This is a genomic window from Citrobacter sp. CK199 (assembly GCF_030333285.1).
Lineage (GTDB): Bacteria > Pseudomonadota > Gammaproteobacteria > Enterobacterales > Enterobacteriaceae > Citrobacter_B > Citrobacter_B koseri.
Genome location: NZ_JAOWGF010000023.1, coordinates 22,220 through 43,144, shown reverse-complemented (window position 1 = coordinate 43,144; position 20,925 = coordinate 22,220). Strand labels below are relative to the sequence as shown.

Annotated in this window: 21 protein-coding genes; 15 read left to right on the top strand and 6 right to left on the bottom strand. The window is 54.9% G+C overall.

The annotated features are described in order from the left end of the window. Positions 1–30 precede the first annotated feature (30 nt). Entirely contained in the window at positions 31–2,577 is a 2,547-nt protein-coding gene (gene cyaA / locus OGX75_RS03970; protein ID WP_012131151.1) for a class I adenylate cyclase, read from the top strand. 79 nt (positions 2,578–2,656) lie between these two features. On the opposite strand, the gene cyaY is transcribed toward cyaA, so the two are convergent. Further along, positions 2,657–2,977 carry an iron donor protein CyaY gene (cyaY, locus tag OGX75_RS03965; protein ID WP_047459992.1) on the bottom strand — a complete coding sequence of 107 codons (321 nt, stop codon included), beginning with the start codon at positions 2,975–2,977 and terminating at the stop codon, positions 2,657–2,659. A gap of 138 nt (positions 2,978–3,115) precedes the next feature. On the opposite strand from cyaY, the gene lptM reads away from it, so the two are divergent. The 8 genes from lptM to corA all read left to right on the top strand — a co-directional run bounded on the left by lptM (position 3,116) and on the right by corA (position 10,176). Beyond that, positions 3,116–3,319 carry an LPS translocon maturation chaperone LptM gene (lptM, locus tag OGX75_RS03960; RefSeq protein WP_286451065.1) on the top strand — a complete coding sequence of 68 codons (204 nt, stop codon included), beginning with the start codon at positions 3,116–3,118 and terminating at the stop codon, positions 3,317–3,319. Between the two features lie 36 nt (positions 3,320–3,355). After that, complete coding sequence (gene dapF / locus OGX75_RS03955; RefSeq protein WP_024130100.1) at positions 3,356–4,180, top strand: diaminopimelate epimerase; 825 nt, start codon at positions 3,356–3,358, stop codon at positions 4,178–4,180. Next, complete coding sequence (locus tag OGX75_RS03950; protein ID WP_286451064.1) at positions 4,177–4,884, top strand: DUF484 domain-containing protein; 708 nt, start codon at positions 4,177–4,179, stop codon at positions 4,882–4,884. The genes dapF and OGX75_RS03950 overlap by 4 nt, the downstream gene beginning before the upstream one ends. Beyond that, the gene (gene xerC, locus OGX75_RS03945) at positions 4,881–5,783 is read left to right on the top strand and encodes a tyrosine recombinase XerC (RefSeq protein WP_012131156.1); all 903 of its coding nucleotides are present in this window, start codon (positions 4,881–4,883) and stop codon (positions 5,781–5,783) included. The genes OGX75_RS03950 and xerC overlap by 4 nt, the downstream gene beginning before the upstream one ends. Then, positions 5,783–6,499 carry a 5-amino-6-(5-phospho-D-ribitylamino)uracil phosphatase YigB gene (yigB, locus tag OGX75_RS03940; protein WP_012131157.1) on the top strand — a complete coding sequence of 239 codons (717 nt, stop codon included), beginning with the start codon at positions 5,783–5,785 and terminating at the stop codon, positions 6,497–6,499. Before xerC ends, yigB begins: the two co-directional genes overlap by 1 nt. A gap of 86 nt (positions 6,500–6,585) precedes the next feature. Continuing rightward, positions 6,586–8,748 carry a DNA helicase II gene (gene uvrD, locus OGX75_RS03935; RefSeq protein WP_110494856.1) on the top strand — a complete coding sequence of 721 codons (2,163 nt, stop codon included), beginning with the start codon at positions 6,586–6,588 and terminating at the stop codon, positions 8,746–8,748. 266 nt (positions 8,749–9,014) lie between these two features. Then, a complete protein-coding gene (gene ysgD, locus OGX75_RS03930; protein ID WP_213164972.1) occupies positions 9,015–9,071 on the top strand; it encodes a YsgD/CorL family protein in 57 nt (18 codons plus the stop codon). A 154-nt stretch (positions 9,072–9,225) separates the two neighbouring features. Next, the gene (gene corA, locus OGX75_RS03925; protein ID WP_012131160.1) at positions 9,226–10,176 is read left to right on the top strand and encodes a magnesium/cobalt transporter CorA; all 951 of its coding nucleotides are present in this window, start codon (positions 9,226–9,228) and stop codon (positions 10,174–10,176) included. 77 nt (positions 10,177–10,253) lie between these two features. On the opposite strand, the gene rarD is transcribed toward corA, so the two are convergent. Both rarD and yigI read right to left on the bottom strand, forming a co-directional pair. Beyond that, a complete protein-coding gene (gene rarD, locus OGX75_RS03920; protein ID WP_047459986.1) occupies positions 10,254–11,147 on the bottom strand; it encodes an EamA family transporter RarD in 894 nt (297 codons plus the stop codon). Between the two features lie 43 nt (positions 11,148–11,190). Beyond that, positions 11,191–11,658, bottom strand: coding sequence for an acyl-CoA thioesterase YigI (gene yigI / locus OGX75_RS03915; RefSeq protein WP_024130101.1), 468 nt, complete (start codon positions 11,656–11,658; stop codon positions 11,191–11,193). Between the two features lie 165 nt (positions 11,659–11,823). On the opposite strand from yigI, the gene pldA reads away from it, so the two are divergent. The 3 genes from pldA (at position 11,824) to rhtC (ending at position 15,297) form a co-directional block, all read left to right on the top strand. Next, positions 11,824–12,693, top strand: a complete 870-nt coding sequence (gene pldA / locus OGX75_RS03910) for a phospholipase A (protein WP_012131163.1) — start codon at positions 11,824–11,826, stop codon at positions 12,691–12,693. 90 nt (positions 12,694–12,783) lie between these two features. Next, positions 12,784–14,613 carry an ATP-dependent DNA helicase RecQ gene (gene recQ, locus OGX75_RS03905; protein WP_012131164.1) on the top strand — a complete coding sequence of 610 codons (1,830 nt, stop codon included), beginning with the start codon at positions 12,784–12,786 and terminating at the stop codon, positions 14,611–14,613. A 63-nt stretch (positions 14,614–14,676) separates the two neighbouring features. Further along, on the top strand, positions 14,677–15,297 hold the full coding sequence (rhtC, locus tag OGX75_RS03900; protein ID WP_012131165.1) for a threonine export protein RhtC: 621 nt from the start codon (positions 14,677–14,679) through the stop codon (positions 15,295–15,297). Positions 15,298–15,337: 40 nt separating this feature from the next. Here rhtC and OGX75_RS03895 read toward each other — a convergent pair whose 3' ends face one another. Together OGX75_RS03895 and rhtB are read right to left on the bottom strand one after the other, a co-directional pair. After that, entirely contained in the window at positions 15,338–16,210 is an 873-nt protein-coding gene (locus tag OGX75_RS03895; RefSeq protein ID WP_047459979.1) for an Rpn family recombination-promoting nuclease/putative transposase, read from the bottom strand. Positions 16,211–16,375: 165 nt separating this feature from the next. Next, positions 16,376–16,996: a homoserine/homoserine lactone efflux protein gene (gene rhtB, locus OGX75_RS03890; protein ID WP_047459975.1), complete on the bottom strand. Its 621-nt coding sequence runs from the start codon at positions 16,994–16,996 to the stop codon at positions 16,376–16,378. Between the two features lie 111 nt (positions 16,997–17,107). Here rhtB and pldB point away from each other — a divergent pair, with 111 nt between their 5' ends. From pldB to OGX75_RS03875, 3 genes are all read left to right on the top strand, one after another. Then, positions 17,108–18,100, top strand: a complete 993-nt coding sequence (pldB, locus tag OGX75_RS03885; RefSeq protein WP_012131169.1) for a lysophospholipase L2 — start codon at positions 17,108–17,110, stop codon at positions 18,098–18,100. A 43-nt stretch (positions 18,101–18,143) separates the two neighbouring features. After that, positions 18,144–18,944 (top strand): sugar/pyridoxal phosphate phosphatase YigL, encoded by an 801-nt coding sequence (gene yigL, locus OGX75_RS03880; protein WP_012131170.1) that lies wholly within the window; start codon positions 18,144–18,146, stop codon positions 18,942–18,944. Positions 18,945–19,024: 80 nt separating this feature from the next. Beyond that, the gene (locus OGX75_RS03875; RefSeq protein ID WP_115609805.1) at positions 19,025–19,924 is read left to right on the top strand and encodes a carboxylate/amino acid/amine transporter; all 900 of its coding nucleotides are present in this window, start codon (positions 19,025–19,027) and stop codon (positions 19,922–19,924) included. Here OGX75_RS03875 and metR read toward each other — a convergent pair. After that, the gene (gene metR / locus OGX75_RS03870) at positions 19,812–20,765 is read right to left on the bottom strand and encodes an HTH-type transcriptional regulator MetR (protein WP_012131173.1); all 954 of its coding nucleotides are present in this window, start codon (positions 20,763–20,765) and stop codon (positions 19,812–19,814) included. The two genes, OGX75_RS03875 and metR, sit on opposite strands and share 113 nt — an antisense overlap. Between the last annotated feature and the right edge of the window lie 160 nt (positions 20,766–20,925).

The following is a 20,925-nucleotide window of genomic DNA, read 5'->3' as shown; positions in this document are numbered from 1 at the left end:
ATGACGGGTAGCAACATCAGGCGATACGTCTTGTACCTCTATATTGAGACTTTGAAACAGAGACTGGATGCCATCAATCAATTGCGTGTGGATCGCGCGCTTGCTGCCATGGGCCCTGCCTTCCAGCAGGTATACAGTCTGCTGCCGACATTATTGCACTACCATAATCCGCTGATGCCGGGTTACCTCGACGGTAACGTTCCCAAGGGCATATGCTTTTACACGCCTGATGAAACCCAACGCCACTACCTGAATGAACTTGAACTGTACCGGGGTATGTCCCCGCAGGACCCGCCGAAAGGCGAGCTGCCGATCACCGGCGTGTACTCAATGGGCAGTACATCTTCAGTAGGGCAAAGCTGTTCTTCTGACCTGGATATCTGGGTCTGCCACCAGTCCTGGCTTGATAGCGAAGAGCGCCAGTTGCTGCAACGTAAATGCAGCCTGCTGGAAAGCTGGGCCGCTTCGCTGGGCGTGGAAGTCAGCTTCTTCCTGATCGACGAAAACCGTTTCCGCCATAATGAAAGCGGCAGTCTGGGTGGTGAAGACTGCGGCTCGACGCAGCACATCCTGCTGCTCGACGAATTTTATCGCACCGCTGTGCGTCTGGCCGGTAAGCGTATTCTGTGGAATATGGTGCCGTGCGACGAAGAAGAGCATTACGACGACTACGTCATGACGCTTTACGCGCAGGGTGTCCTCACGCCAAACGAATGGCTGGACCTGGGCGGATTAAGCTCGCTCTCCGCCGAAGAGTACTTTGGCGCCAGCCTCTGGCAGTTGTACAAGAGTATCGATTCCCCGTACAAAGCGGTGCTGAAAACACTGCTGCTGGAAGCCTACTCCTGGGAATATCCCAATCCGCGCCTGTTGGCGAAAGACATTAAACAGCGCCTGCATGACGGCGAGATCGTTTCGTTTGGTCTCGACCCGTATTGCATGATGCTGGAACGCGTGACCGAATACCTCACGGCTATTGAAGATCCGACGCGTCTTGATTTAGTCCGTCGATGTTTCTACTTAAAAGTGTGTGAGAAACTGAGCCGCGAACGCGCCTGTGTTGGCTGGCGTCGTGAAGTGTTAAGTCAGTTAGTGAACGAGTGGGGATGGGACGACGCCCGTCTGACAATGCTCGACAACCGGGCGAACTGGAAGATCGATCAGGTACGCGAAGCGCATAACGAACTGCTCGACGCCATGATGCAGAGCTATCGTAATCTGATCCGTTTTGCCCGCCGTAACAATCTCAGCGTTAGCGCCAGCCCGCAGGATATTGGCGTGCTGACGCGTAAACTGTATGCCGCATTTGAAGCCCTGCCGGGCAAAGTGACGCTGGTGAACCCGCAGATTTCACCGGATCTCTCCGAACCGAACCTGACCTTTATCCATGTGCCGCCGGGCCGGGCCAACCGTTCTGGCTGGTATCTCTACAACCGTGCGCCGAACATGGATTCGATCATCAGCCATCAGCCGCTGGAATATAACCGCTACCTGAACAAACTGGTAGCGTGGGCCTGGTTTAACGGTTTGCTGACGTCGCGTACCCACCTGTTTATTAAGGGCAACGGCATTGTGGACCTGCCTAAGTTGCAGGAGATGGTGGCCGATGTGTCGCACCATTTCCCGCTGCGTTTGCCTGCGCCAACGCCGAAAGCGCTCTACAGTCCGTGTGAAATTCGCCATCTGGCGATCATCGTTAACCTTGAATATGACCCGACGGCGGCGTTCCGCAATCAGGTGGTGCATTTCGATTTCCGTAAGCTGGATGTCTTCAGCTTTGGCGAAGAGCAAAACTGCCTGGTCGGCAGTGTCGACCTGTTGTATCGCAACTCGTGGAACGAAGTGCGTACCCTGCACTTCAACGGCGAACAGGCGATGATTGAAGCGCTGAAAACGATTCTCGGCAAAATGCACCAGGATGCCGCGCCGCCGGACAGCGTGGAAGTGTTCTGCTATAGCCAGCATCTGCGCGGCCTGATCCGCACCCGCGTACAGCAACTGGTCTCCGAGTGCATTGAACTGCGCCTCTCCAGCACCCGCCAGGAAACCGGACGTTTTAAAGCGCTGCGCGTTTCGGGCCAAACCTGGGGGCTGTTCTTCGAGCGCCTGAATGTTTCGGTGCAGAAACTGGAAAACGCCATTGAGTTTTACGGCGCGATTTCGCACAACAAACTTCACGGGCTTTCCGTTCAGGTTGAGACCAACCATGTGAAATTACCGTCGGTGGTGGATGGGTTCGCCAGCGAAGGGATCATCCAGTTCTTCTTTGAAGAAACCGGTGATGAGAAAGGCTTTAATATTTATATTCTGGACGAGAGTAACCGAGCGGAAGTGTATCACCACTGCGAAGGCAGCAAAGAAGAGCTGGTACGCGACGTGAGCCGCTTCTATTCGTCGTCGCACGATCGCTTCACCTACGGCTCCAGCTTCATCAACTTCAACCTGCCGCAGTTCTACCAGATTGTGAATACCGACGGTCGCGAGCAGGTCATTCCGTTCCGTACCCAGCCCATCAGCGCCGTGCCACCGGCAAACCAGGACAACGACGCGCCGCTGTTGCAGCAGTATTTCTCGTGAACATGATGCCGGATGGCGGTGTTACAAATGACGCGAGATACGTAGGCCGGATAAGCACAGCGCCATCCGGCAATAAAACTTAGCGGAAGCTCACCGCTTCTCCAGCCTGTTGTGTCGCGGCCTGCTCCAGCAGATCCCAGAAGGTTTCGCCGCTGCGATCGCAAATCCATTCGTCGCCTTTCAGGTCAAAATGGTAGCCGCCCTGTTTGGTCGCCAGCCATACCTGGTGCAGCGGCTCCTGACGGTTGATGATGATTTTGCTGCCGTTCTCAAAGGTAATGGTTAGCACGCCGCCGTTGATTTCGCAGTCGATATCGCTGTCGCCGTCCCAGTCGTCCAGACGTTCTTCAATGGTCATCCACAGGGTGTCTGCGAGGCGATGAAATTCACTGTCGTTCATTGTTGTTTCCCGTTTTTTACGTGATGGCGGCAGTATAACCTGGAAGAATTCATGATGCAGTTTTCAGCCAACTCTTGCTTTTACGTCTTCTCCTGCGATGATAGAAAACAGAAAGCATGAACTTACAGGCAATCCATAATGAAAAATGTGTTTCAGGCACTCGCTGTACTTCTCACTCTGTTCAGCCTGACCGGCTGCGGTCTGAAAGGCCCGCTCTATTTTCCACCTGCTGACAAAAACGCGCCGACGCCGACGCATGAGGTTGATTCGCAAATCCAATCGACGACGCCCGATCAAAACGATCGCGCTACGGGAGACGGCCCTTCTCAGGTGAACTATTGACGGTACGTTTCTGTCCCCGCGTAAATGGAGTGAATGATGCAATTCTCTAAAATGCATGGCCTTGGCAACGATTTTATGGTCGTCGACGCGGTAACGCAGAATGTCTTTTTCTCGCCGGAGTTGATCCGCCGCCTGTCAGACAGGCATCTGGGCGTGGGGTTCGACCAGCTTCTGGTTGTCGAGCCTCCTTACGATCCTGAACTGGATTTTCATTACCGCATCTTCAACGCCGATGGCAGCGAAGTGTCGCAGTGCGGTAACGGCGCCCGCTGCTTTGCGCGATTTGTGCGTCTGAAAGGGCTGACCAATAAGCGCGATATCCGCGTCAGCACGGCCAATGGCCGGATGGTGCTGAGCGTCACAGATGATGAGCTGGTGCGGGTGAACATGGGTGAGCCAAACTTTGAACCCGCGCAGGTTCCTTTTCGCGCCAACAAAGCGGAAAAGACCTATATTATGCGAGCGGCCGAGCAGACAATATTGTGCGGCGTGGTTTCAATGGGGAACCCGCACTGCGTGATTCAGGTCGATAATATCGACACGGCGGCAGTCGAAACGCTGGGACCGGTTCTGGAAAGCCATGAGCGTTTTCCAGAACGAGCGAATATTGGGTTTATGCAGGTTGTGAAGCGCGAGCATATCCGATTACGCGTTTATGAACGTGGGGCAGGAGAAACTCAGGCCTGCGGCAGCGGCGCATGCGCCGCCGTTGCGGTGGGCATTCAGCAGGGTTTGCTGGCAGAAGAAGTACGCGTGGAATTACCTGGCGGTCGCCTTGATATCGCCTGGAAAGGCCCGGGTCATCCGTTGTATATGACTGGCCCGGCGGCACATGTCTACGACGGATTTATTCATCTATGAAGCAACCAGGGGAAGAACTACAGGAAACACAGATGGAACTGGACGACCGGGCGGTCGTCGATTATCTACTGCGTAACCCTGAGTTTTTTATCCGTAATGCGCGCGCCGTTGAGGTGATGCGCGTTCCGCATCCCGTGCGGGGTACGGTGTCGCTTGTTGAGTGGCATATGGCCCGCGCCCGGAATCATATCCATGTTCTTGAAGAGAACATGACGCTGCTAATGGAACAGGCGAATGCCAACGAAAGCCTGTTCTACCGTCTGCTGCATTTGCAGGGACGGCTGGTTTCCGCCAGTAGCCTGGATGAAATGCTGATGCGGTTTCATCGCTGGGCGCGGGAGCTGGGGCTGGCGGGCGCGACCATCCGGCTGTTTCCCGATCGCTGGCGACTCGGCGCGCCGTCGAATCATACCCATCTGGCGTTAAGCCGTCAGGCCTTTGAACCGCTGCGTATCCAGCGTCTGGGGCAGGCGCAACACTATCTTGGCCCATTGAATGGCCCGGAACTGCTGGTGGTGCTGCCTGAAGCCAAAGCGATTGGCTCGGTGGCGATGTCGATGCTGGGGCGCGATGGCGATCTGGGGGTCATACTCTTCAGTAGCCGCGATGTGCATCATTACCAGCAGGGGCAGGGGACACAGTTACTGCAAGAAATCGCCTTGATGTTGCCGGAACTGCTGGAGCGCTGGATTGAACGTGTATGACCGAATTATCGCTTTCTCAGGACGTTGCGCGCTTCTTGCGTTACCTGGGCGTAGAACGGCAACTTAGCCCCATCACGCTACTGAACTATCAGCGTCAGCTTGATGCCATTATCGCTTTAGCCGGAGAAACCGGTCTGCAAAGCTGGCAACAATGTGACGCTGCGATGGTGCGCGCTTTCGCGGTACGTAGCCGCCGTAAAGGGTTAGGGCCCGCCAGCCTGGCGTTGCGCCTCTCTGCTTTACGCAGTTTCTTTGACTGGCTGGTGAGCCAGGGTGAACTCAACGCCAACCCGGCGAAAGGCGTTTCCGCGCCGAAAGCGCCTCGCCACCTGCCGAAAAATATCGACGTGGATGATATTAACCGCCTGCTGGATATCGACCTTAACGATCCGCTTGCCGTGCGCGATCGGGCGATGCTGGAGGTGATGTACGGCGCGGGGTTGCGTTTGTCTGAACTGGTAGGGTTAGACATCAAACACCTCGATCTCGATACGGGCGAAGTGTGGGTGATGGGGAAGGGCAGCAAAGAACGGCGTCTGCCCATTGGCCGCAATGCGGTGGCGTGGATTGAGCATTGGCTGGATCTGCGCGGCCTGTTCGGCAGCGATGACGATGCGCTGTTTCTCTCGAAGCTCGGGAAACGGATCTCCGCGCGCAATGTACAAAAACGGTTTGCGGAGTGGGGCATTAAGCAAGGGCTGAACAGCCATGTCCATCCGCATAAACTGCGTCACTCGTTCGCGACCCATATGCTGGAGTCGAGCGGCGACCTGCGCGGCGTGCAGGAGCTGTTAGGCCATGCCAATCTGTCCACCACGCAAATCTATACTCATCTTGATTTTCAACACCTGGCCTCGGTGTACGATGCGGCGCATCCACGCGCCAAACGGGGGAAATAATGCGTTTTTACCGGCCTTTGGGACACATCTCAGCACTCACGTTCGATCTGGATGACACCCTTTATGATAACCGTCCGGTTATCCTGCGCACCGAGCAGGAAGCGCTCACCTTTGTGCAAAACTACCATCCTGCGCTGCGTACATTGCAGAATGCCGACCTGTATCGCCTGCGTCAGGCGGTACGCGAAGCAGAGCCGGAAATTTATCATGATGTGACGCGATGGCGTCATCGCGCCGTGGAGCGCGCCATGCTGGAAGCAGGCCTGTCGGCGGAAGAGGCAATGGCGGGGGCGAACGCCGCAATGATCAATTTTGCAAAGTGGCGCAGCCGTATCGATGTTCCGCAAGTGACGCATGACACGCTGAAGCGGCTTGCAAAAAAATGGCCGCTGGTGGCCATTACTAACGGCAATGCGCAGCCGGAACTGTTTGGGCTGGGCGATTACTTCGAATTTGTGCTGCGCGCAGGCCCGGACGGGCGCTCTAAACCGTTCAGCGACATGTACTCTCTGGCGGCGGAGAAGCTCAACATGCCGATCGGCGAGATCCTCCACGTCGGCGACGATCTGACGACCGATGTCGCCGGGGCGATCCGCTGTGGAATGCAGGCCTGCTGGATCAAACCGGAAAATGCCGACCTGATGCAGACCACTGACAGCCGTTTACTGCCGCATATCGAAATTTCACGGTTGGCATCTTTGACCTCGCTGATATAATCACCAGCAGTATTGTATATATACCCAGCTTTTTGGCGGATGGCGCTGCGCTTATCCGCCCAACACACTTTTACGCGGCGGTGCCAATGGACGTTTCTTACCTGCTCGAAAGCCTTAATGATAAACAGCGCGAAGCGGTGGCTGCGCCACGTAGCAACATGCTGGTGCTGGCGGGAGCGGGGAGCGGCAAAACTCGCGTGCTGGTGCACCGTATCGCCTGGCTGTTGAGCGTAGAGAATAATTCACCCTATTCCATTATGGCCGTTACCTTCACCAATAAGGCGGCGGCGGAAATGCGCCACCGTATCGGTCAGTTAATGGGAACCACGCAGGGCGGGATGTGGGTCGGCACCTTCCACGGTCTGGCGCACCGTCTGCTGCGCGCGCACCATATGGACGCCAACCTGCCGCAGGATTTCCAGATCCTCGACAGCGAAGATCAGCTGCGCCTGCTCAAGCGCCTTATTAAAGCGATGAACCTTGACGAGAAGCAGTGGCCGCCGCGTCAGGCAATGTGGTACATCAACAGCCAGAAAGACGAAGGGCTGCGTCCGCACCATATTCAGAGCTACGGCAACCCGGTGGAGCAGACCTGGCAGAAGGTTTACCAGGCCTATCAGGAAGCGTGCGATCGCGCAGGGCTGGTGGACTTTGCCGAACTGCTGCTGCGCGCGCATGAACTGTGGCTCAACAAGCCGCATATCCTTCAGCACTACCGCGAACGTTTTACCAATATCCTGGTGGACGAATTTCAGGATACCAACAACATCCAGTACGCGTGGATCCGTCTGCTGGCAGGCGATACCGGCAAAGTGATGATCGTCGGCGATGATGACCAGTCTATTTACGGCTGGCGCGGGGCGCAGGTGGAGAACATCCAGCGTTTCCTCAAGGATTTCCCGGGCGCGGAAACCATTCGTCTGGAGCAGAATTACCGCTCGACCAGCAACATCCTCAGCGCGGCGAATACCCTGATTGAAAACAACAATGGCCGTCTGGGGAAAAAGCTGTGGACCGATGGCATTGATGGCGAACCGATTTCACTCTATTGCGCGTTTAATGAGCTGGATGAAGCGCGTTTTGTCGTTAACCGCATCAAAACCTGGCAGGACAACGGCGGGGCGCTGGAACAGTGCGCCATTCTCTATCGCAGCAACGCCCAGTCGCGCGTGCTGGAAGAGGCGCTGTTGCAGGCCAGTATGCCGTACCGTATTTATGGCGGTATGCGCTTCTTCGAACGTCAGGAAATTAAAGATGCGCTCTCCTATCTGCGCCTGATCGCCAATCGTAATGATGATGCGGCGTTTGAGCGCGTGGTGAACACCCCGACGCGCGGTATTGGCGATCGCACGCTGGACGTTGTGCGCCAGACCTCGCGCGACCGTCAGTTAACCTTGTGGCAGGCGTGCCGCGAGCTGTTGCAGGAGAAAGCGCTGGCTGGCCGCGCCGCAAGCGCCCTGCAACGCTTTATCGAGCTAATTGACGCGCTGGCGCAGGAGACGGCAGATATGCCGCTGCATGTTCAGACCGATCGGGTGATTAAAGACTCGGGTCTGCGCATGATGTACGAGCAGGAAAAAGGCGAGAAAGGCCAGACGCGTATTGAGAACTTAGAAGAACTGGTGACGGCGACGCGCCAGTTCAGCTACAACGAAGAAGATGAAGACCTGATGCCGTTGCAGGCGTTTCTCTCTCACGCCGCGCTGGAAGCGGGCGAAGGGCAGGCGGATACGTGGCAGGATGCGGTTCAACTGATGACCTTGCACTCGGCGAAAGGGCTGGAGTTTCCGCAGGTGTTCATCGTCGGCATGGAAGAGGGGATGTTCCCCAGCCAGATGTCGCTGGATGAAGGCGGGCGCCTTGAAGAAGAGCGTCGCCTGGCCTACGTCGGCGTAACCCGCGCGATGCAGAAGCTGACGTTGACCTATGCGGAAACCCGCCGTCTGTATGGCAAAGAGGTCTACCACCGCCCGTCGCGTTTTATCGGCGAATTGCCGGAAGACTGTGTGGAAGAAGTGCGGCTGCGCGCCACGGTCAGTCGTCCGGTGAGTCACCAGCGGATGGGAACCCCGATGGCGGAAAACGACACCGGGTACAAGCTGGGACAGCGTGTGCGTCACCCGAAATTCGGTGAAGGCACGATCGTTAATCTGGAAGGCAGCGGCGAGCACAGCCGGTTACAGGTCGCGTTCCAGGGGCAGGGGATCAAATGGCTGGTAGCGGCCTATGCCAGACTGGAAACGGTTTAATCGGTTTGGCTTTGCCGGATGGCGACGCTGGCGCGTCTTATCCGGCCTACAGACCGGGTAACATTTTGATTTGTAGGCCGGATAAGGCGAAGCCGCCATCCGGCTATCTGTCGGTTAATATTCTGAATATCATAGATAAATAACTCCCCTCTGCTAACATTTTTGCATAAGGGGAAATTATTACTTTTTCGCGTTTCGTTGCGTGTTGACGTCAAATTTTTGCTGGCGTAACATGCGCGCACGATTACGCTAAGAGGACATTCGCCTTGGACACACCCAGTAGATGCTGGCTCATTATCCTGTCATTCAGGATCAACTCCTAAGGCTATCCCTTTTTGCTGATAGCCTTAGCGGTTGTCAGCGACCTTCTCTTTTTCCCGTCGCGCTGAGTCAGGCTGTTTAATGGTCTGAAACCCAATTTGTTTCTGTGTGCCCACCCGAACTGTCCGATATTTTTAAGCATTGGGAGTCCCGGTCATGCTGAGCGCATTTCAACTGGAAAATAATCGACTGACCCGGCTGGAAGTCGAAGAGTCACAAACCCTGATTGATGCCGTATGGGTCGACCTGGTCGAACCGGACGACGACGAGCGACTGCGCGTACAATCTGAGCTGGGCCAAAGCCTGGCGACACGTCCTGAACTGGAAGACATCGAAGCATCCGCGCGTTTCTTTGAAGACGAAGACGGGCTGCACATCCACTCCTTTTTCTTTTTCGAAGATGCGGAAGACCACGCCGGTAACTCCACGGTGGCATTCACCATTCGCGATGGCCGCCTGTTTACGCTGCGTGAACGCGAACTGCCCGCTTTCCGCTTGTACCGTATGCGCGCCCGTAACCAGGCGATGGTGGACGGCAATGCCTATGAATTACTGCTCGACCTGTTTGAAACCAAAATCGAACAGCTGGCGGATGAAATTGAAAACATCTACAGCGATCTGGAAGAACTAAGCCGCGTGATCATGGAAGGGCATCAGGGCGATGAATATGACGAAGCGCTCTCCACGCTGGCAGAACTGGAAGATATCGGCTGGAAAGTTCGCTTATGTCTGATGGATACCCAGCGCGCGCTTAACTTCCTGGTGCGCAAGGCGCGTCTTCCGGGGGGGCAACTGGAGCAGGCGCGTGAGATTCTGCGCGATATCGAGTCCCTGCTGCCGCACAACGAATCCCTGTTCCAGAAGGTGAACTTCCTGATGCAGGCGGCGATGGGCTTCATCAACATCGAGCAGAACCGCATTATCAAGATCTTCTCGGTGGTATCCGTGGTGTTCCTGCCGCCGACGCTGGTGGCGTCCAGCTATGGGATGAACTTTGAGTTTATGCCGGAGCTGAAGTGGAGCTTTGGTTACCCTGGCGCGATTATCTTTATGATCCTTGCGGGTCTGGCGCCGTATTTGTACTTCAAGCGTAAGAACTGGCTGTAATATTGCGCCCGGTGGTGCGTCGCTTACCGAGCCTACTGATCCGTAGGCCGGATAAGCGACGCGCCATCGGCACGCTTTTATCCTCGAACTTTGCGTCTTTGTGTATAAATCGCATCCATCACAAAAATCGCCAGCGCCACCCAAATAAAGGCAAACGTCACCATCTTATCGGCGCCCGGTATTTCTCCATAGAACGTCACGGCCAGCAGGAACATCAGGGTTGGGCCAATGTACTGGAAAAAACCCAGCGTGGAGAGGCGCAGGCGCGTCGCCGCCCCGGTAAAGCACAGCAGCGGCACCGTAGTGACAATACCTGCCGCAATCAGCAACAGATTCAGCGACAGCGGATTCTGCCCCATATGGCTGGTTGGGCTATCCGCGATGCCAAACAGATAAATCGCGGCGACCGGCAATAGCCACAGCGTTTCGATCAGCATCCCCGTTTGTGCTTCAACCGCAATCTTCTTACGTACCAGGCCGTAAAACGCAAAGCTAAACGCCAGCCCCAGAGCGATGACCGGCAGAGAGCCGAAGGTCCAGAGCTGCACCAGTACGCCGCAGGCCGCCAGAATCACCGCCAGCCACTGCATACGACGGAAGCGCTCGCCGAGGAACAGCATTCCCAGCAGAATGTTAACCAGCGGGTTAATAAAATACCCGAGGCTGGCTTCCAGCATATGGTGGTTATTGACCGCCCAGATAAAGAGCAGCCAGTTTCCACCGATCAGCACGGCTGACAGCGCCAGCATGAAAATTTTCTTCGGCGTTTGCAGCAGCGTTTTAACGCCAGACCACTGGCGGCTGATGCTCATCAGCGCGATCATAAAGAAAAATGACCAGATCACGCGGTGCGTCAGGATCTCGTCTGCGGGCACGTAGTAAATCAGTTTGAAGTACGCGGGTGCGATGCCCCAAATAAAATAGGCGGCAAGAGCGAGTAACACGCCCTGCCGCGTTTGCTTAGCATCCATCGGGAAAACTCATATCAGAAATGTAACAACAGTTTACCTGTTTTTATCCCACCATATAAGTTGCGGTCGCACTGGCAATGTAAAGCTGTTCTTCGTTGTGCAGTTCCACACGCGCCACAGCAACTTTATTGCCCGCGCGCAACAGGCTGCTGGTGGCGGTAAAGCGGTTGCCTCTGCCCGGGCGCAGGTAGTCAACGCGCAGATCGATAGTTCCCATACGCGACATGCGCTGGCGTAGCTCGTCTTCGCTAATGGTCTCATGGCGGGTCAGCGTGCTGCCCACGCACACCAGTCCGGCGGCGACGTCCAGCGCGGAGGCGATCACCCCACCGTGTAAAATACTTTGCGCCCAGTTGCCTACCATCATCGGCTGATTGTTAAAGGCCAGTTGGGCAAACTCCTTTTCATAGCGTTCCAGCTCCAGTCCTAATGCCCGGTTAAAAGGCATATGGTAAACAAACATCTCGCCCACCAGTTTCAGGGCCTGCTCAGCGGTAAGTACGGAAGACATACGATCCAGACACTCCATTGGTTAATGAAATGTTGATATTATGCTTCTTATTTGTTGTTTTCTACTTTAAGAGAGGATAACTAAACAGGGATTAAGTAAGTATGTAGAATGGCTGGCAGATAATTATACCATTCAACACTTATTGCGTTCAGGAGAACACGACCGATGCGGGCGATTTTGGGTTGGTTATTACCAGCAGCAATGCTGCCATTGGCTGTATATGCGCAGGAAGCGACAGTGAAAGAAATTCATGACGCGCCTGCGGTACAGGGCAGTATTATCGCAAACATGTTGCAGGTGCATGATAATCCCTTCACGCTTTATCCTTATGATACGAACTACCTGATCTACACCAATACCAGCGATCTGAACAAAGAAGCGATCAGCTCTTATAACTGGTCTGAAAACGCGCGCAAAGACGAAGTGAAGTTTCAGCTGAGCCTGGCCTTCCCGTTCTGGCGTGGGATTGTTGGGCCAAACTCGGTGCTGGGGGCGTCGTACACGCAGAAATCCTGGTGGCAGTTGTCCAACAGCGAAGAGTCCTCGCCGTTTCGTGAGACTAACTACGAACCGCAGTTGTTCCTCGGCTTTGCCACGGATTACCACTTTGCAGGCTGGACGCTGCGCGATGTGGAGATGGGGTATAACCATAACTCCAACGGGCGTTCCGATCCGACTTCGCGGAGCTGGAACCGCCTGTATACGCGTCTGATGGCGCAAAACGGTAACTGGCTGATGGAAGTGAAACCGTGGTACGTCGTTGGCGGCACCGGCGATAACCCCGATATCACTAAATATATGGGCTACTATCAGCTTAAAATCGGCTATCACCTGGGAGATGCGGTGCTGAGTGCGAAGGGCCAGTACAACTGGAATACCGGTTACGGCGGGGCGGAAGTGGGGTTAAGTTACCCGATGACGAAACATGTGCGTCTCTATACCCAGGTATACAGCGGCTATGGCGAATCGTTAATCGACTATAACTTTAATCAGACGCGTGTCGGCGTGGGTGTTATGCTGAATGACATATTCTGATCTGCGCAATGATTGTGTTTAAAACATTGCAGTTTCTTTCGCAGGCGCTGAAAATAGCGCCTGTTTTTATTTCAGGCAAACGGGGTTAATGTGGCGCAGGCGGAAGTGTTGAATCTGGAATTGGGGGCTAAACAGGTTTTACAGGAAACCTTTGGCTACCAACAGTTTCGCCCAGGCCAGGAAGAGATCATTGAGACGGTCGTCTCGGGTCGTGATTGCCTGGTTGTCATGCCGACCGGCGGCGGCAAATCCCTGTGTTACCAGATTCCAGCCTTACTGCTTAACGGGCTCACCGTTGTCGTTTCGCCGCTTATCTCCCTGATGAAAGATCAGGTCGACCAGTTGCTGGCAAACGGCGTGGCGGCGGCGTGCCTGAACTCGACGCAGAGCCGTGAACAGCAGCATGAGGTGATGGCCGGTTGCCGAACCGGGCAGGTTCGCCTGCTGTATATTGCGCCGGAGCGCCTGATGCTGGATAACTTCCTTGAGCATCTGGCGCACTGGAATCCGGTCTTACTGGCCGTCGATGAAGCACACTGTATCTCGCAGTGGGGGCATGACTTCCGCCCGGAATACGCCGCGCTCGGTCAGCTCCGCCAGCGTTTTCCTTCCTTGCCGTTTATGGCGTTGACCGCCACCGCAGATGACACCACCCGACTGGATATTGTTCGCCTGCTGGGGCTGAACGATCCGTTAATCCAGATCAGCAGCTTTGACCGTCCGAACATCCGCTACATGCTGATGGAGAAATTTAAGCCGCTCGATCAGCTGATGCGCTATGTGCAGGAACAGCGCGGCAAGTCCGGTATCATCTACTGTAACAGCCGGGCGAAGGTGGAGGACACCGCCGCACGTCTGCAAAGTCGCGGCATCAGCGCGGCGGCGTATCATGCCGGTCTGGAAAATAACGTGCGCGCCGATGTGCAGGAGAAGTTCCAGCGCGACGATCTGCAAATCGTCGTGGCGACCGTCGCATTTGGTATGGGCATTAACAAACCTAACGTGCGCTTTGTGGTGCATTTCGATATTCCCCGCAACATTGAATCCTACTATCAGGAAACCGGCCGCGCCGGGCGTGACGGCCTGCCCGCAGAGGCGATGCTGTTCTACGATCCGGCTGATATGGCGTGGCTGCGCCGCTGTCTGGAGGAGAAACCCGCCGGGCAGCTACAGGATATTGAACGGCATAAGCTGAACGCGATGGGGGCGTTTGCCGAAGCGCAGACCTGTCGTCGTCTGGTGCTGCTGAACTACTTTGGCGAAGGGCGGCAGGAACCCTGCGGCAACTGCGATATTTGCCTCGACCCGCCAAAACAGTACGACGGCCTGATGGATGCGCGTAAAGCCCTGTCGACGATTTATCGCGTTAATCAGCGTTTTGGTATGGGCTATGTGGTGGAAGTATTGCGCGGCGCGAACAATCAGCGTATCCGCGATTTAGCTCATGACAAATTGCCGGTGTACGGCATTGGTCGCGATCAGAGCCATGAGCACTGGGTCAGCGTGATTCGTCAGCTTATTCATCTGGGTATGGTTACGCAGAATATTGCCCAACATTCGGCGTTGCAGTTAACCGAAGCGGCGCGTCCGGTGCTGCGTGGCGAAGTGCCGTTGCAGCTTGCCGTGCCGCGTATCGTCGCGTTGAAGCCGCGAGTGATGCAGAAATCCTTCGGCGGCAATTACGATCGCAAACTGTTCGCCAAACTGCGCAAATTGCGTAAGGCCATTGCCGATGAAGAGAATATCCCGCCGTATGTCGTCTTTAACGATGCGACGCTGATTGAAATGGCCGAACAGATGCCGGTTTCGCCGAGCGAAATGCTGAGCGTTAACGGCGTCGGCATGCGCAAACTGGAGCGTTTCGGTAAAGAGTTTATGGCGCTGATCCGCGCGCATGTCGATGGTGACGACGAAGAGTAGTCAGCCAGGTAAAAAAGTGCCAGGATGGTGACTCGGTAAACTATTCCCCCGCGAGTCATTTTTATGTTGATGCTATTTCTCACCGTGGCGATGGTGCATATCGTTGCGTTAATGAGTCCTGGACCGGACTTTTTCTTTGTCTCTCAAACCGCCGTGAGCCGCTCGCGCAAGGAAGCGATGATGGGCGTGCTGGGTATTACCTGCGGCGTCATGGTTTGGGCGGGCGTTGCGTTGCTCGGCCTGCATCTGATTATCGAGAAAATGGCCTGGCTGCATACCATCATTATGGTGGGTGGTGGTTTGTACCTGTGCTGGATGGGCTATCAGATGCTGCGTGGCGCGCTGAAAAAACAGGACGTCGCCGCGCCTGCGCCGCAGATTGAACTGGCGCAAAGCGGTCGTAGCTTTGTGAAAGGTTTGCTGACGAACCTGGCGAACCCGAAAGCGATCATCTATTTCGGATCGGTCTTTTCACTGTTCGTTGGCGATAACGTCGGCGTAGCCGCGCGCTGGGGCATTTTCGCATTGATTATCGTGGAAACGCTGGCCTGGTTTACCGTGGTCGCCAGCCTGTTCGCGCTACCGAAAATGCGTCGCGGTTATCAGCGCCTGGCGAAGTGGATCGACGGTTTTGCCGGTGCGTTGTTTGCCGGTTTCGGCATTCACCTGATTATTTCGCGTTAAGCCTGTTACCCGCCGGAGGCCTCCGCGCGGGTAATGCTCTTTAATTCTGGAGTTGCCGCAATTCATCCTGTGAAAGACCGGTCATTTCCATAATTGCTTCGATTTCAAAACCTCGCTTTAGCATTGCTTTTGCGACATCTAACAGGGCAATGTGTTTGCCCTCTTCCCGAAGTTGCTCCGCTATTGTCATCAGTTTTTCTCCATGCTGCGGCACGCGCTGTGCCAGCTCATACAGTAATGTTCGAACATCTTGCGTATTCCCTGCCTGCACCATGTAGTTTACCAGCACGGTTATTTGTTGTCCGCTCATCTCCTTTAGCATAAACAGATGAGTCAGTTTATCCAGCAACAACACCATATCACGCTGGCGGATGTGTTTTTGCACCAGCGTCAGCGCGGCCATACTACGATGCTGCATAATCTCATCATCAGGTATGACCGTAATATCTACCAGTGGAAACGCATTGCTGTACAGCTTCCGGGCAGCATCCGCATCGTCAAAGTGATCCAGCCAGTTCATGGCGCCTTTATAGGGACTTTGTTGTCCATGATAAAAGAGCACTGGGATAACCAGCGGTAGAGTTTTGTAGCCAGCTTGCAGGTGTTGGTGCATTGCCGCCACGGCATAGCGCATCAAGCGAAACGACATAAGTTTGTCAGGTGAGCTTTGATGTTCAATCAGGACATGTACATAGCCACGACCGCTGGTGGTTTCCAGAGAATACAGAATGTCGCTGAAATAAGGGCGAAGATCATCTTCTACAAAGTTACCGGGTTCCAGGCGAAGCGTATCCAGTTTGCAAATCTCAAGTAATGAGGGCGGCAGGTGGATTTTAATAAAATCCCGCGCGGTCTCCACGCAGGAGAGGAAAGTTTTAAAAACCGCATCATGTGGAGTTGTCGCTTCCGCCATCGTTATCATCCATGAATAAGAGAGTCCGGCGGTATTCTGGCACTGGCGTCAGCAACGCAATAGCATGATAAAAAATAATTTTCTTTGTTTGCGACCCTTCCCGAAAGGCCAGGTTCAGGCGCTCATATGATTAACATTATGTTGCGAGCGCCATCCGGCAATTTCTCAGGCATGCCTTGCGGACGCCAGTAGCGCACCCACCAGCATAAACAGCGAACCAAATACCTTATTCAACGCCTTCATTTGCTTCGGCCCTTTAATCCAGCCTGCGATACGTGTCGCCAGCGTCGCGTAACCGATCATCACAATGATATCAACGACAATGGTTGTGATGCCGAGCACGACGTACTGCATCAGCTGCGGCTCCTGCGGCTTGATAAACTGCGGAAATAGCGCGGCGAGAAAAACAATGCTCTTTGGGTTGGTCAGGTTTACAAATACCGCGCGCCTGAACAGACGGCTTCGGGACTGTGCGTGCGCCAGCGTGTTGAGATCGATGGCGCCTGCGGCACGCCATTGCTGGATACCCAGCCAGATCAGATAAGCGGCACCCGCCCATTTCAGGACTTCGAATGCGACGACGGAACGTGAAAACAGCGTCCCCAGGCCCACGCCAACCAGTACGATGTGAATGCCAAGCCCGGTCTGTAAACCCGCAATAGACGCCGTTGCGCCGCGATAGCCGTGGCTGATTGCCGTGGTCATGGTATTGATGGCGCCGGAGCCGGGAGAAAGGCTCAAAATAATGGATGTCAGCAGATAAGCGAACCACCATTCGAAGGTCATGAGGAACTCCCTGATTGTCTGTTTTTATGCCACAATACCCTACTGTCGCTGTATTGTGTCAGGCATCATAAAGAAAACGATTTTTACCTGGTAAACGAGGCTGGATACCCGATGTTTCAGCAGCAAAAGGACTGGGAAACGAGAGAAAACGCGTTCGCTGCTTTTTCTATGGGGCCACTGACAGATTTCTGGCGTCAGCGGGAAGAAGCCGAATTCACGGGCGTGGACGACGTTCCCGTACACTTTGTCCGCTTTCACGCACAGAAAAACGATCGTGTCATCGTCATCTGTCCAGGTCGTATTGAAAGCTACGTAAAGTATGCCGAACTGGCGTATGACCTGTTCCATCTTGGTTTTGATGTCCTCATCATTGACCACCGCGGGCAAGGGCGCTCCGGGCGTTTGCTGTCGGATACGCACCGTGGTCATGTGGTCAATTTTAACGATTATGTCGATGACTTAACCGCATTCTGGCAGCAGGAAGTGCAATCGGGGCCGTGGCGGAAACGCTACATTCTGGCGCACTCTATGGGGGGCGCTATCGCCACGCTGTTCCTGCAACGCAACGCCGTCCAGTGTGATGCCATCGCGCTTTGCGCGCCGATGTTTGGTATCGTGATGCGCTTACCGGAATGGATGGTGCGCCACATTCTTGACTGGGCCGAGGGGCATCAGCGAATCCGTGAAGGGTATGCCATTGGCACCGGGCGCTGGCGAGCGCTGCCCTTTAGTATGAATGTGCTAACGCACAGTCGGCAGCGCTATCGGCGCAATTTACGTTTCTATGCCGATGAACCCCGGCTGCGCGTCGGGGGGCCGACTTACCACTGGGTGCGTGAAGGTATTCTGGCCGGTGAGCAGGCTTTGGCGGGGGCGGGTGATGACGCAACCCCTGTGCTACTCGTTCAGGCTGAAGAAGAGCGTGTGGTGGATAACCGCGCGCATGACCGTTTTTGTGAAATCCGCGCCGCAGCGGGCCATCCCGTAGAGGGAGAGCGACCGCTTGTCATAAAAGGCGCGTACCATGAGATCCTTTTTGAAAAGGACGCAATGCGCTCAGTCGCGCTTAACGCCATTGTCGAATTTTTCGACAGGCATAACTAATTCATCCAGCGGAAACCGCTTTGCCTTGAGGTTTAATTTTCTTATGTATCAGGTTGTTGCGTCTGATTTAGATGGTACGCTGCTCTCTCCCGATCACACGTTGTCCCCTTACGCGAAAGAGACGCTGAAATTATTGACCGCCTGTGGCGTGAATTTTGTGTTCGCGACTGGCCGCCACCACGTCGATGTGGGGCAAATCCGCGATAATCTTGAGATTAAGTCTTACATGATTACCTCCAACGGCGCGCGCGTGCATGACACCGACGGGAACCTGGTGTTCACTCACAACCTTGACCGCGACATCGCCAGCGATCTGTTTGGCGTAGTGAATGCAAGCCCGGATATCGTGACTAACGTCTATCGCGATGACGAGTGGTTTATGAACCGCCACCGCCCGGATGAAATGCGTTTCTTCAAAGAAGCGGTATTTCACTATTCGCTGTTCGAACCGGCGATGCTGGAGCCTGAAGGGGTCAGCAAAGTGTTCTTCACCAGCGATGCGCATGAAAAACTACTGCCGCTGGAGCAGGCGATTAACGCACGTTGGGGCGATCGCGTGAACGTCAGTTTCTCTACGCTGACCTGTCTGGAAGTGATGGCGGGAGGCGTGTCGAAAGGGCATGCGCTGGAAGCCGTCTCGAAAGCGATGGGTTACAAATTGCAGGATTGCATTGCGTTTGGCGATGGCATGAACGACGCGGAAATGCTCTCGATGGCGGGGAAAGGCTGCATTATGGGCAATGCCCATCAGCGCCTGAAAGATCTGCATCCGGGCCTGGAAATCATTGGCATCAATGCCGACGATGCCGTACCGCATTATCTGCGTAAGCTCTTTTTGCGGTAATGCGATTGCTCTTTAGTTGACCAGTTGTCAACTAAACTCTCCGCTACAATGGGTGCCCCTTATTCAAAGAGACATCCATTGTGGCGCTACTCATCATTACCACTATCCTGTGGGCCTTCTCCTTTAGCCTGTTCGGCGAGTATCTCGCGGGTCATGTTGATAGCTATTTTGCGGTGCTGGTGCGTGTTGGGCTGGCAGCGCTGGTGTTTCTCCCGTTTCTGCGTACCCGTGGGCATAGCGTAAAAACCATTGGCCTGTATATGCTGGTGGGAGCGATGCAGCTTGGCATTATGTATATGCTGAGTTTCCGCGCCTATCTCTATCTGACGGTCTCCGAACTGCTGCTGTTTACCGTCCTCACGCCGCTTTATATCACGCTGATTTATGATTTGATGAGCAAGCGTCGCCTGCGCTGGGGTTATGCCTTCAGCGCGTTGCTGGCGGTCATCGGTGCTGGGATTATTCGTTACGACCAGGTTACCGATCATTTCTGGACGGGGTTACTGCTGGTACAGCTTTCCAATATCAGTTTTGCCATCGGGATGGTGGGCTACAAGCGTCTGATGGAAACCCGGCCTATGCCGCAGCATAACGCGTTCGCCTGGTTTTACGTCGGGGCGTTTCTGGTGGCCATTGTCGCCTGGTCTATGCTGGGGAACGCGCAGAATATGCCGGAAACGACGCTACAGTGGAGCATTCTGATCTTCCTGGGCGTGGCGGCGTCGGGCATCGGCTACTTCATGTGGAACTATGGCGCGACCCAGGTGGATGCCGGTACGTTAGGCATAATGAACAATATGCATGTGCCTGCGGGACTGTTGGTTAATCTGGCTATCTGGCATCAACAGCCCCACTGGCCGAGTTTTATTACAGGCGCGCTTGTGATACTGGCTTCCCTGTGGGTACATCGGAAGTGGGTCGCTCCGCGCTCCGTACAAACGGCAGATGGTCGCATGCGTGGTTCCGCGCCGAGCGAATAAACGCTTCAGTCACCGCCTGACGCTGCTCGCCATCGCGCACCGCAGCGTAGAGGCGGCTCCATAAACCGTCGCCCAGGGTTTTGGTGACGACCAGCCCCTGGCGTTCGAAACTCTCCACTACCCAGTGCGGCAGGGCGGCAATACCCATTCTGGCGGCGACCATCTGAATCAGCAGCAGGGTGTTATCCACGTTTTTCAGTGACGGGCTGATGCCGGCGGGTTGCAGGAAATGCCGCCAGACATCCAGTCGGCTGCGCTGTACCGGATAGATCAACAGCGTCTCACTGGCTAAATCTTCCGGCGTAATCTGCGTCTTACTGGCCAGCGGATGATCGGGCGCCAGCACCAGTCGTACTTCAAAATCGAACATCGGCGAATAGTGCAGCCCGCTGCGCGGCAGGATGTCTGATGTCATCACCAGATCCAGCTCCCCCTGTTGCAGCGCGGGCTGGGGATCAAACGTCACGCCGGATTTGAAATCCATCTCAACCTGCGGCCACCTGGCGTGGAAGTTTTCCAGCGCCGGGGTCAGCCACTGAATACAGCTATGGCATTCAATCGCAATGCGTAATCGGGTCTGCTGTGGTTCGTTACAGGCCTGTAGGGCGCGGCTAATCTGCGGCAGTACCTGGTTTGCCAGTTGCAGGAGAATTTCCCCCTGTGGCGTAAAACGCAGCGGCTGACTCTTACGGACAAATAACCGGAAGCCAAGGCGCTGTTCCAGATCGCTGAACTGGTGAGACAAGGCGGATTGGGTCTGGTGCAGCGTAGCCGCCGCAGCCGCCAGCGAACCGCTATTCCGCAACGCCTGGAGCGTTTTCAGGTGTTTAATCTCGATCATGAAAGTCCTTCACTTCGGCATGAGTAAATTGCGCTTGAGGAATATACAGTACCTGCCAATTATAGATGTGTAAACATCTGGACGGCTAAAACTCGTCATATTTCGACTTGCAGATGCGTTGGCTTCCTCGCTTACCCCAGTCACTTACTTCAGTAAGCAT

Coding starts and splice junctions, on each gene's coding strand:
- cyaY (WP_047459992.1), bottom strand. CDS start 2,977: ATGAACGACAGTGAATTTCATCGCCTCGCAGACACCCTGTGGATGACC.
- lptM (WP_286451065.1), top strand. CDS start 3,116: ATGAAAAATGTGTTTCAGGCACTCGCTGTACTTCTCACTCTGTTCAGC.
- dapF (WP_024130100.1), top strand. CDS start 3,356: ATGCAATTCTCTAAAATGCATGGCCTTGGCAACGATTTTATGGTCGTC.
- OGX75_RS03950 (WP_286451064.1), top strand. CDS start 4,177: ATGAAGCAACCAGGGGAAGAACTACAGGAAACACAGATGGAACTGGAC.
- xerC (WP_012131156.1), top strand. CDS start 4,881: ATGACCGAATTATCGCTTTCTCAGGACGTTGCGCGCTTCTTGCGTTAC.
- yigB (WP_012131157.1), top strand. CDS start 5,783: ATGCGTTTTTACCGGCCTTTGGGACACATCTCAGCACTCACGTTCGAT.
- uvrD (WP_110494856.1), top strand. CDS start 6,586: ATGGACGTTTCTTACCTGCTCGAAAGCCTTAATGATAAACAGCGCGAA.
- corA (WP_012131160.1), top strand. CDS start 9,226: ATGCTGAGCGCATTTCAACTGGAAAATAATCGACTGACCCGGCTGGAA.
- rarD (WP_047459986.1), bottom strand. CDS start 11,147: ATGGATGCTAAGCAAACGCGGCAGGGCGTGTTACTCGCTCTTGCCGCC.
- yigI (WP_024130101.1), bottom strand. CDS start 11,658: ATGTCTTCCGTACTTACCGCTGAGCAGGCCCTGAAACTGGTGGGCGAG.
- pldA (WP_012131163.1), top strand. CDS start 11,824: ATGCGGGCGATTTTGGGTTGGTTATTACCAGCAGCAATGCTGCCATTG.
- rhtC (WP_012131165.1), top strand. CDS start 14,677: ATGTTGATGCTATTTCTCACCGTGGCGATGGTGCATATCGTTGCGTTA.
- OGX75_RS03895 (WP_047459979.1), bottom strand. CDS start 16,210: ATGGCGGAAGCGACAACTCCACATGATGCGGTTTTTAAAACTTTCCTC.
- rhtB (WP_047459975.1), bottom strand. CDS start 16,996: ATGACCTTCGAATGGTGGTTCGCTTATCTGCTGACATCCATTATTTTG.
- pldB (WP_012131169.1), top strand. CDS start 17,108: ATGTTTCAGCAGCAAAAGGACTGGGAAACGAGAGAAAACGCGTTCGCT.
- yigL (WP_012131170.1), top strand. CDS start 18,144: ATGTATCAGGTTGTTGCGTCTGATTTAGATGGTACGCTGCTCTCTCCC.
- metR (WP_012131173.1), bottom strand. CDS start 20,765: ATGATCGAGATTAAACACCTGAAAACGCTCCAGGCGTTGCGGAATAGC.